Origin of the sequence: Nostoc sp. EspVER01, assembly GCF_034530635.1 — a bacterium.
Lineage (GTDB): Bacteria > Cyanobacteriota > Cyanobacteriia > Cyanobacteriales > Nostocaceae > Nostoc.
On the sequence record NZ_JAVRCS010000008.1, the window covers coordinates 208811 to 219801 of the forward strand.

8 protein-coding genes are annotated in these 10991 nt (G+C 36.1%); 4 read left to right on the forward strand and 4 right to left on the reverse strand.

Going from position 1 to position 10991, the window contains the following annotated elements; genetic code table 11:
* Window positions 1-616: 616 nt before the first annotated feature.
* The 4 genes from RMX69_RS09900 to RMX69_RS09915 form a co-directional block, all read right to left on the reverse strand.
* Window positions 617-3238 (reverse strand): aminotransferase class III-fold pyridoxal phosphate-dependent enzyme, encoded by a 2622-nt coding sequence (locus RMX69_RS09900; RefSeq protein ID WP_322637332.1) that lies wholly within the window; start codon window positions 3236-3238, stop codon window positions 617-619.
* Window positions 3239-3420: 182 nt separating this feature from the next.
* Entirely contained in the window at window positions 3421-4539 is a 1119-nt protein-coding gene (locus RMX69_RS09905; RefSeq protein ID WP_322637334.1) for an acyl-CoA dehydrogenase family protein, read from the reverse strand.
* A complete protein-coding gene (locus RMX69_RS09910; RefSeq protein WP_322637335.1) occupies window positions 4540-5751 on the reverse strand; it encodes an alpha/beta hydrolase in 1212 nt (403 codons plus the stop codon).
* A gap of 80 nt (window positions 5752-5831) precedes the next feature.
* On the reverse strand, window positions 5832-6575 hold the full coding sequence (locus RMX69_RS09915; RefSeq protein WP_322637336.1) for a methyltransferase domain-containing protein: 744 nt from the start codon (window positions 6573-6575) through the stop codon (window positions 5832-5834).
* 965 nt (window positions 6576-7540) lie between these two features.
* Between RMX69_RS09915 and RMX69_RS09920 the strand changes: the two genes are divergently transcribed.
* The 4 genes from RMX69_RS09920 to RMX69_RS09935 all read left to right on the forward strand — a co-directional run bounded on the left by RMX69_RS09920 (window position 7541) and on the right by RMX69_RS09935 (window position 10980).
* Complete coding sequence (locus RMX69_RS09920; RefSeq protein WP_322637337.1) at window positions 7541-8398, forward strand: 3-hydroxyacyl-CoA dehydrogenase family protein; 858 nt, start codon at window positions 7541-7543, stop codon at window positions 8396-8398.
* Window positions 8399-8468: 70 nt separating this feature from the next.
* Window positions 8469-8720 (forward strand): acyl carrier protein, encoded by a 252-nt coding sequence (locus tag RMX69_RS09925; RefSeq protein WP_322637338.1) that lies wholly within the window; start codon window positions 8469-8471, stop codon window positions 8718-8720.
* 55 nt (window positions 8721-8775) lie between these two features.
* Window positions 8776-9933 carry an acyl-CoA dehydrogenase family protein gene (locus RMX69_RS09930; protein WP_322637339.1) on the forward strand — a complete coding sequence of 386 codons (1158 nt, stop codon included), beginning with the start codon at window positions 8776-8778 and terminating at the stop codon, window positions 9931-9933.
* 30 nt (window positions 9934-9963) lie between these two features.
* A complete protein-coding gene (locus RMX69_RS09935; RefSeq protein ID WP_322637340.1) occupies window positions 9964-10980 on the forward strand; it encodes an HAD-IIIC family phosphatase in 1017 nt (338 codons plus the stop codon).
* The last annotated feature ends 11 nt before the right edge of the window (window positions 10981-10991 follow it).

A 10991-nucleotide genomic window follows, 5' to 3' on the forward strand; every position in this document is an offset into this window, starting at 1 on the left:
AGCTTAGTTTATCGTCAAAGTGTAGAGCAGGACAGAGACTGTAATTTGTAGATATAGCTAGCTAGCCAGGAATAAAACTAAATAAGTTTAGATGACTCATGATTCATGTACAAGCTGCTGTTATGAGCTATAGCAATCCTATTTGATTCGTGAAAAATAGGAGACTTGGACAGACTTGGAGGACAAGCTAGACTTGAGGGAGGTATTTCACAAATGATTTAGCACTGGTATGTTAGCAGCTTTATGTCCTAGCCCATGACATTAATTTTTTAGCTTTGTACAATATAGATAAGTTTTAGACTCAGAGCTAATTTATGTAATTCATAGCTCTAATTTACTATGTCAATAATTTTAGTTTGTCACCTCTACTGATTACTCTAATTTATGATTTCAACCTTTAACATCTTCATTTATTTATCTCAGACTCATCTCTCTAGCGCCAGTTTTTATTGCTCCTTATTGACAAGATATTTTGATGCTATTTTTTCTGATTTATGGTTGCTCAAATCTCTTTTTTTACTAATGATGTCTGGTTTGATTCTCACTTGACTTTTTCCTATCCGTAATTTTTATTTGTGACAGTTAGGGTACGGGAAATAGGCTATGATACCAATTTTTACATGACAAAGAAGTTATCTCTAATCATCTCCTGCAAACTTTGATTGAATGCTTGGCAAATAGTATCTAAATCTTCTTGTGTGTGGCTACCATTCAGCATCAGAGTATGTAACTCAGGCATATAAACCCCATGCCTACGCATATAGTAAGCCAAGGCTAAATTAGCTTTGAAATTACTACCAGCCTGCTTTTCTCTGAAGAATTTAATATCCTTATGTGTAAATGACAATGAGAAGATGGATCGATTAGCTCTGACTTTAAATTGAATAGCGTGATCTTGAGCTATTTTTAACAGTTCCTGTGCTAACCAGTTTGTTTGTTGCTCTAACCGCGTATAAATTTCCGGGTGCTTTCGTAGATAAGTTAAAGCAGCGAGACCCGCACTACAGGTAAGGGAATTACCCGTCATTGTACCGCCAATAAATGCCTTACTTTCGTAGTCAACAAATGGATCTCGTGAACTCTTTGCAATGTTAATCAATTCTTCCTTACCAACTACAGCTCCACAAGGAAGCCCTCCACCAATAATTTTGCCCAAACAAGTTAAATCGGGAGAAATACCTGTTAAAGTTTGAACTCCTCCATAAGCAACTCGAAATCCCGTCACTACTTCATCAAAAATCAGTGGTAAATCTAATTGAGTGCAAAGACTCCGCAGTTCCGTCAAAAATTCTTGATCATAGGTAGCCATCAGTGAAGGCATGGGTTCACAAATCACGCAAGCTAGCTCATCTGCTGCTTCTCGCAGACGTTCTAAGCTTCTGGGATGACCGTATTGTAGGACAAGAGTTTCTTGAACTGTACCTTTGTGGCAACCTTGAGTGCCGTCAATTGGTTCTGGTTGGTCTTTAGAACCAGTAAAGCGAAACCATGAACTTACCATTCCTTGGTCAGAAAAACCGTGGAAATGTCCTTCAAACTTGGCTATTTTATCGCGCTTGCGATAAACTCTACACAATCGCATGGCATGTAGCGCTGATTCTGTACCAGAGTTAGAAAATATAGCCTTATTTGCACTCGGAAAAGCATCTACAATAGTTTCTGCTAATTGAACCTCTGGTAGATTACCCATAACATTGACGCCTCCCATTTGTACTGCTTCTATAAGTGCAGTAGTAACGGCAGGATGGGCATAACCCAAAAAATGAGGTCCATAACCACAGGAAATATCTACGTATGTATTTCCGTCAACGTCTTCAAGCTTGCAGCCACTAGCTTTTTTAATAAACAGGGGATAAGTACTAGGAAAAAAGTAGCGGTCAATGTGAGTTGGTGCAATCAGAGAATTCTGAGCGCGATCACGTAGTTCTAGTGAATTAGGGCTATGTTCTAAGAAATAGTGATCAAATGTTTCCTTAACTGCTGTGTTTATGTAAGGAGAAAAGCGATCAATAAATTTACGTACGTTAGCCCAAATGTCAATATCAGGGTCAATTTGGTTTAAAAATCCCTCAAATGAAAGCAGTAAAAGGTCAATTTTTGTGAAGGTTGTAGTATATTGCGCTTCGTATTTTCTAAGAACTTTGTTGATATCTTGAAAGTAGGCAATTGTTGACCAGCGGCTTTTACGAACTTCAAAGTGCAATTTTAAAACATCCACTACTTCTTGGTTATATTGTGCCCATTCTCCTAGAAGCTTATCTTTATTAACAACAAAATATTTTGTAAAGCGGTCAACTGCTAAACTCCACTCTTTTCGGTTGCAAGCAAAATAAAAAGATGATAATCCCCATTTTTCATCTTCGCTCAACCTAACAGTAATTCCAAAGTCAATAAAGATTACTTTGCCGTCTTTAGTAAAGACTATATTTCCAGGATGAGGATCACCGTGGCTATAGCCATCAAAATAAAGCATTCCCCAAATAGCCTCTTGGAAGCGTCGTGCCAGTAGAGGAGCAGGTAAATCTACTTGATGTGCATCTTTGCCTTTAATACCTTCCATAAATTCCATAACAAGTACACTAGAAGTGCATAATTCTGGAATTAAAGCTGGAATACGAACATAGGAGTGATTTTTGAAGTTATTATATATATCCTGTTGGCAAGCTGCCTCCTGTCTCATATCAGTTTGGGCAATCAACAGAGTATATAGCTCTTGAAATCTTACAGGCAAGTTTAATGGTCTAACACTGGGCAGTAACCAATGTGCAAATTTGACGATAAGCTGTACACTATCCAAATTTTGTTTCAGTTGCTGTCTGATATTTTTTTTAACAATCTTGACTGCTACTGTCTGTCCAGTTTGCAATATTCCTTTATGAACTTGAGCGATTGATGCACTGGCAATAGGCTGAAAAGAAAATTCTTCAAAATTCTCCTCTATAGATTGACCTAGCTCTGTTGTAAATACTTCTTTAACATACTCTTTACTACAAGGAGGAGTATTATCTTGTAATTCACGTAAACGATTAGCAATTTCTTTGCCTATTAAATCTGAACGAGTGGCAAGAATTTGTCCAACCTTGATATACAAAGGTCCCATTCGTAGCATATATTTATAAATCCATTCACTACGAAGTGACTGACGGTCTTGCTCATTTTTACCTAAACTTAAAAATAAGTAAGCTATTAAGTGTAAGACAGTCAAGTACAACAACTTAAAAAACTGGAAAATAATCATTGCATTCATTCCCAATGAAACTTATCTCTTTCTATTGCCGTACCCTGATGGAGAGGCTTTTAATTAGCGCGGCTTTAGCCTCTTAAGATTTGTGTAAAAATAACCTGAACAATTTTTATATGGAAGCTAGATTTGCAATCCGTTTGAAATAAAATTTGTACAACTTATTTTTACATGATGCCTTAATTGAGTTCCATGCCCATGAGGTACTTATCTAAAGAGGGTGAAATACTGAGTCGTGAAGGCGGATGAAATGAGAGTGCATGGGCAGAAGCAAACAAGTAAGAAACCTCAGGTGAACCTATAAAAGCCATACCACCTAGTAGTTCGAGAGCAGTTTTAGTAGCACGTTCAATTGCCCCTTGTGTAGCAAAACGTATAAACAATGACTTCGCTAGTAATTCTTCTTCACTACAATTATTCAGCATGATTGAATAAGCCAAGCCTTCTAGCGCTGCCATGGAATTTTCTAGTTCAATACCTAAATATGCTCTTTCAATCGATGTACCCTTGCTGGACACTATTACACGCTCAACTAGGGCGCTAGCAATTCCAAGATAAGAAGCTGCCATAATGACTTCAAACCAAAGAAGACCTTTAGCTTGAATTGTGTTGATGTATCTTGGATCGCCTGCCCGATAAATGTTACTTTCTGGAAGAAAGACATCATTAAAAATTACTTCATCACTTTCTGCCCCAGCCAAAACCCAGTTACCCCAAAATTTTCGGCGTTCTATACCTGGAGTATCAGCAGGTAATATAGCTAAAGCTAGCTCATCTTCTCCTTCTGTACTCCCTGGTATCATGACACCAAAGGTAACCACATTCATTGAGTAAGCTAAACTACATGGTTTTTTGCTACCACTTACTTTGTAACCACCAACGATTTTAGTTACCTGCATTTGCATAGCAAACATATGTGCATTCGTTTGCCCTTCAGCAAAAGCTGAAGATACATAGAATTTGCGTTCTGCTATGTCTTCTATAATTTTAAGTTCAGACTCATGACTAATTAGGTCAATCAAGACTAAAACTGTACCATGATGCATAGTTGTAGCAACTGCAAGTGAAGGAGAACGACTGGCAATAGCTCGTTGTATCTGCACAGCTTCAAGTAGTGATGCTCCTAAACCACCATACTGGCTCGGTATTAAGATATTTGTACCACCCTGTTCACGGAACTCAGATATTGCTGGATTACCAGGCTTCTCCATGTCTAATAGTGGTATTTTTGCTAGAGTTTCATCTAGCTTTGGTAAGTATTTTGCAAGTGTGGCGCGTTCTTGCTCCAAAAAACCCATCTAGTTCTCCTCATAATTGTATATAAACTTGACTTTTGCTCTTGACACTTTGTTGTGCCGTTTTGCATGTTTTGTATTAGCGAAGAACTTCTGCAATATAGCCGCGCTTAGCAATGCTAAAAAGGTAAACTTAAAACTGGGTTCTGGTATGGATTGAACATTTGTCCCGACAAAGCGATCGCTCCACTGACGCGCCGCGCTGTACCATAAAGCAGCATTCAAACTCAAATTAATATCGTGCCCTGCATTGGGTAGTACATATGCTTGTAATTGTGCTTCCGGCGAGTAGAATGATGCCTCAAATGCTATGACATTCTCAACGCTATCGCAGATATTAGCAGTACAGAAAGGATTATCTTCTTCCCCAATCGCCAGTAAAGTAGGTACTTTAATTTGCTTTGAACTATCAGACAAAACAGCACTTGCCAGTGATGCAAGTTCACTAGTTGTTACCGTAGATTTAATCTGTTCGTCTAATGCAATGACTTGTGGGTCAGTATTAGACTCGTTGTAGTAAAGCGAACCTCTTGTTCCTGGTAAAGTTGTCAAATATCCATCCGGCAAATTTTGATTACTTAACACTGGATCAAGTTGGGCTGAATAGAAAGAGTTTAATGCAAAGTTGGCATACTCTGTATTCACGTTATGTAAAAAACCTGTCAGAATCACCCCATCAACACCGCCGTACTGGCTCACGGCATTAACAATTGGTCCGAAAGACCCAAAGGAATGCCCTACGTTGATAATGCGATCGAACTTAACTCCTTGTATATTGCCATTCCGTAAAGCTTGATTAATTTGAGCCAGTACATAAGTATTAGACTCTAATGTTACTTGGTTATTAGGTGGACGTGAACTATTGCCAATTCCAATCCTATCAATATTGAAAGTGGCATAACCAGCTTCTGTTTGAGAATTCACATAAGAATAACGCCCATTATCATAAGGAAAATCCCAATAATTATGATCGTAGGTAAGACCAGAAACTAAAACTTGAACGGTTCTTCCTTCAATTGGATATTGACTACACAATTCACCATAAATCTGATACTGAACTGGTTCACCTGGAGCTAGTGCTACAGGCAAGGACTTCTCAATGCAACTTGTAGATAACATTGTTGCCGCTTTAACAGTTTGAACTGCTAATGGGTGCAAAATCGTTGCAGATGCACTTAATAGAGGCAATACAGTTATGGAAAAAAGTCTTTTCACATCTATCCCTTAAATTGAAGTAAATGTACCTTAAAGACTATTAGGTAATATCGTGTCCGGCTAAAGACTTATCATTAGGTCTAGGGCTTATGTCCACAAACACAAAAGCCTGTAATAGCACTAAAGAAACGTCCAGCATAGCTAGCTTCTTCCAGATAAACTAACCATTCTTCTGCCTCTTCCGCTAAGACAATACCATTGTCTTGAGCATACTTTGCAGATTTAGTCAAATCAAAAGAGTGACTAGCCATGTTAAAGTCTCTCACTATATATGTCTCTGGATTAACAGTAATATCCTTCAGCCCCAAATCCTTGAAAATCGTGGGTAATTGATGTGCTAACCAACCGTTAGGAATATTGTCACAACTAATATTCAAAATCTTCCGGGTCAATTCTCGGTTAGGCATGTCAACTACTAGTGTTGCCATATCAGGTTCGCTAATATCGATACGTGCTCCTGAACGAGCTAGACGTACCATTTCTGTGATTGCCTTTATAGGTTCTGCTAAATAAATCAACACACGATCAGCTCGGCAAACATCGAAGCTATTGTCGGGGAAGTCAATAATGTGGGCATCACTTAAGTAAAACTCTAACGGTAAATCCAAATTATTGGTTCGCTTGCAAGCCTCAGCAATCATGGTTTCACTGCTATCTATACCTACAATTCGACCAGATTTGCCTACTTTTTTAGCTAATAACTCTGCATCTTTACCTACTCCACAACCAACATCTAAAATGTGATTCGATTCTTCAATTTTTAAACGGGCAAAGCCTCGATTCTTATAACCTTGAAACCATTCACTTTCATTAAGGTTATCCAAATAATTTACGTAGTAAGTTGGATCCTTTGTCCGATCAACTTCACTAAATCCAAGCAGACCAAGCTTTTCCATACTTATCTTTCCTAGAATACACCGCCAACTCACATAAGTTTAATGATTTAGAATTCACCATACCGGAGCTAAATAAGCGGTTAATGGGTAATGTCTAAAACCATCACAGCTTAGTAATTAATATTCTTCTTGCTCAATTGAACTAGTGATATAACGACTTTAATTGTGAGATATTTCCCTGAATAGATACAATATTACACCTAAAGCTAAAAAAATCTACTAAAAAATTTTTGTTTTTCACAAGAAATTTTAAGCATTACTAGATTCTTTACAAAACTTAAAAATGCTGGAAATCTTTCCAGTTGGTAATTACATATTTTTCTTCAAAAAAAGCAAAAAAAAAATTTTTTCTTAATAACAAAACGTCGTATGCTGTAGTTTAAGCTCAAAGCTAATGAAATAGTTATTCTTTAGCCTTGTCAAGATTTGCTTTGTGTTGCATTGATCCCGATTTATGTAATTTCAATAAATCATAAAATTTTCTCTAAGCCTTTTCTGTATTTGATTTCAGGCTTCAAAGCTAATCAGTTGAAATGCCTGTATAACAAGCCTTTAAACTCCTGCTTTGTAGCTAGACTCTACCGAATAGAACAAATGTTCGCTTTAATCAAGACTAAAAACGTAGCCTGAAACCTTATTATTTCGTTGAATTACAAAAGTTTTAAATTTACTTAATTTAGTTTCTTTAATAGCCGTAATCTAAAACTTTATTTGGCTTTATGGTTATATTTTATAAAAACTTATGGTGCTGCTATATCACACTTCAAGTAGCTTTAGCGTAGTGCAAACAAGTATTATTTAAGTTTTTTGACTAGTCCTTGATACATAATAATGATTGCTAAGATTGTCCAATTAACTGTTTATTTTGAGAAATTTAACGTTCACCCTAATTTATGGATATTAAAGTAGTAGGTGTTATAGGAGCAGGTGTGATGGGAGTAGGTGTATCACAAAGCCTAGCCCAAAATAGCCATCAAGTAATTATTCTAGATATTTCAAAAGAAATTCTAGAACGTGCAAAGCACGAAATTATGAATAATGTACGTTTTGAGAGTTTATTCACAAAAAATGAAAAAAGGAATAAACCTGAAGATGTACTCACTAAAATAAAATTTTCCACTGACTATCATTCATTAGCAGATGCAGAGTTTATCATAGAAAATGCTACAGAAAAATGGCAAGTAAAGAAAGAAATCTATGAAAAAATAGATGTCATTTGTGCAAAAGACATTGTATTTGCGGCCAATACATCCGCTATACCCATTACTCGCATTGCTTCAGTTACAAAACGCCCTTCTCAAGTCATTGGGATGCATTTTATGAATCCTGTACCACTGAAACCTGTCGTTGAAACGATTCGTGGTTATCACACTTCTGAAGCAACTATTCAGACTGCTAAGAAATTACTAGCTCAGATGGGAAAAGAATGTATTTTAGTAAATGATTCTCCAGGCTTTGTTTCTAATCGAGTTCTGATGTTAACGATTAATGAAGCTGTTTTTCTCCTTCAAGATCAAGTAGCTACAGCAGAAGAAATAGATAGAATCTTTAAAACCTGCTTTGGTCATAAAATGGGACCACTAGAAACAGCTGATTTAATAGGATTAGATACTATTCTCCTCTCAATTGAAGTTTTGTATAACAGTTTCAATGATAGTAAATATCGACCATGCCCTTTGCTTAAAAAAATGGTAGATGCCGGATTATACGGTCGTAAAAATGGACAGGGATTCTACACGTATAAAGTTTGATGTGTTATCTCTTGTAAATTATCCCAATCTTTTGATAAATATCAAGTTGAAATTATTGAAATAATTCACTATGAAAGAAGCTAAAACCAAAATTCAAAACTTTCTCACGCAGTATTTTGCTAACTATCAATTGCAAGATGATGAAAATATATTTTCTCTCGGTTTTGTCAACTCAATGTTTGCAATGCAATTGGTTCTTTTTCTAGAAAAAGAGTTTAAAATTGCTATAGATAATGAAGATTTAGAACTTGATAATTTTAGAACTATAAATGCTATTTGTAGTTTACTTGAAAGGAAAATGGCTATATATGCACAGGATTAATATTCATCAAAAGCAAATAGCTTGATTAAGTTTTAACAATAGATTTAGTGTTGCAATGCAAATAGAATTAACTCCTCAGCAAAAAAATGCTAAAGCTGCATTCCGAAGCTTTGTGGATAAAGAAATTATGCCTTATGCAGATAAAGCTGATAGAGAAGAGTATACTCCACAGTTTTTAATTGATAAGATAGCTGAGCAAGGCTATCTGGGTGCCATTCTGCCCAAAAATAAGTTTGACAGTGGTATGGACATGATCACTTATGGAATTTTGAATGAAGAGATAGGAAGAGGATGCTCTTCATTACGAAGTCTGTTAACAGTTCATTCGATGGTTTCTCACGCTATCATCAAATGGGGTAGTAAATCACAAAAAGAACATTGGATTCCCAAATTGGCATCTGGTGAAATCATTGCTGCTTTTGGCTTGAGCGAACCTAATGTCGGTAGTGATGCTAAAAAAGTAGAAACTACAGCAATACTTGCTAACAAGTCTTACATTTTAAATGGGCAAAAAAAGTGGATTACTTACGGTCAAATTGCTGATATAATTTTAATTTTTGCTCAATGTGAAGGTCAACCTACTGCATTTTTAGTTGAGAGAAACACACCAGGGTTATCAGTAAAACCTATTGTTGGTATTTTGGGTGTCAGAGCTTCTATGTTAGCAGAATTAAATTTTAATAATTGCCATATACCAAAGGAAAATATTGTTTGTAAACAAGGCTTTGGTTTTTCTCATGTAGCTTCCTCAGCATTAGATTGTGGTAGATATAGTGTAGCTTGGGGTTGCGTGGGCATTTCTCAAGCTTGTCTAGAAGCTTGCATTCAGTATACGAGCCAAAGAAAGCAGTTTGATACTTATTTGAAAAATCACTCGTTGATAAGACAAATGATCACAGAGATGATCACTAATATCAAAGCGGCCAGATTACTGTGTTATGAAGCAGGTTACCTTAAAGAACTTGGTGATCCTAGATCAATCATGGAAACCTCTATTGCAAAATATTTTGCTTCCACAATAGCCAATAAAGTAGCAAACGACACTGTACAAATTCATGGTGGTAATGGTTGTAGCAGTGACTATCCTGTTCAAAGGTACTTTCGAGACGCCAAGATTATGGAAATTATCGAAGGCAGTACTCAAATGCAACAACTTACCATTGCTGAATATGCTTACCAAGAACATTTATCTACTCGTAGCGTACTTTTATAATCTCAACAATGAGCTGAAATAATTCAAAATATGACTAATTTAACTTCCAAACTGGTTAATAACCAAAAAGTCTCTCGGAAAGTGATCAAGTGTGTGGTTTGGGATCTCGATAATACCTTGTGGGATGGTGTATTACTAGAAGATAGCTGCGTTTATGTACGAGAAAATATAGTTGACATCATTAAAAGCTTGGATAGCAGAGGTATTTTACAATCTATTGCTAGTAAAAATGAACCTGCTAGAGCAATAGCAAAACTTGAAGAACTAAGCTTGAAAGAATATTTCCTATATCCGCAAATAAATTGGAATTCAAAAGTTGCTTCTATTCAGGAAATTTCTAAGTTAATTAATATTGGCATAAATACAATAGCTTTTATAGATGACCAACCCTTTGAATTAGAAGATGTAAATTTTTCCTTACCTGAAGTTATGTGTATTAATGCAGCTAACATCAATCGATTGTTGGATATGCCAGAAATACAGCCTTGTTTTATTACAGAAGATTCCAAAACTCGAAGACTAATGTATGTCAGTGACATTCAACGTAAAAAAAATGAAGAAGAATTTGTTGGCTCTAAAGAAGAATTTTTGGCAACCCTTAATATGCAAATGACTATCTCTTCTGCTAAGGAAGAGGATTTACAACGAGTTGAAGAATTAACTTTACGCACCAATCAATTGAATACAACTGGCTATACTTATTCCTATGAAGAACTAAATCAATTTCGACAATCAGATAACCACCAACTACTCATAGCAGGTTTAAATGATAAGTATGGTAGTTACGGTAAAATTGGATTGTCATTAATAGAATGTCAACGTAATTTATGGACTATTAAAATTTTACTGATGTCTTGTCGTGTTATGTCTAGGGGCGTAGGCAGTATTATGCTCAATCACATTATACATATGGCTAAAAATCAAAATGCTTCCCTACAGGCTGAATTTGTTCCAAATGAGCGTAACCGTTTTATGTATATCACTTACAAATTTGCTAGTTTTAAAGGGAGCATCCACTTTTGGCAGAAACACTCAAATAGCAAGTAAACCATTCAGAT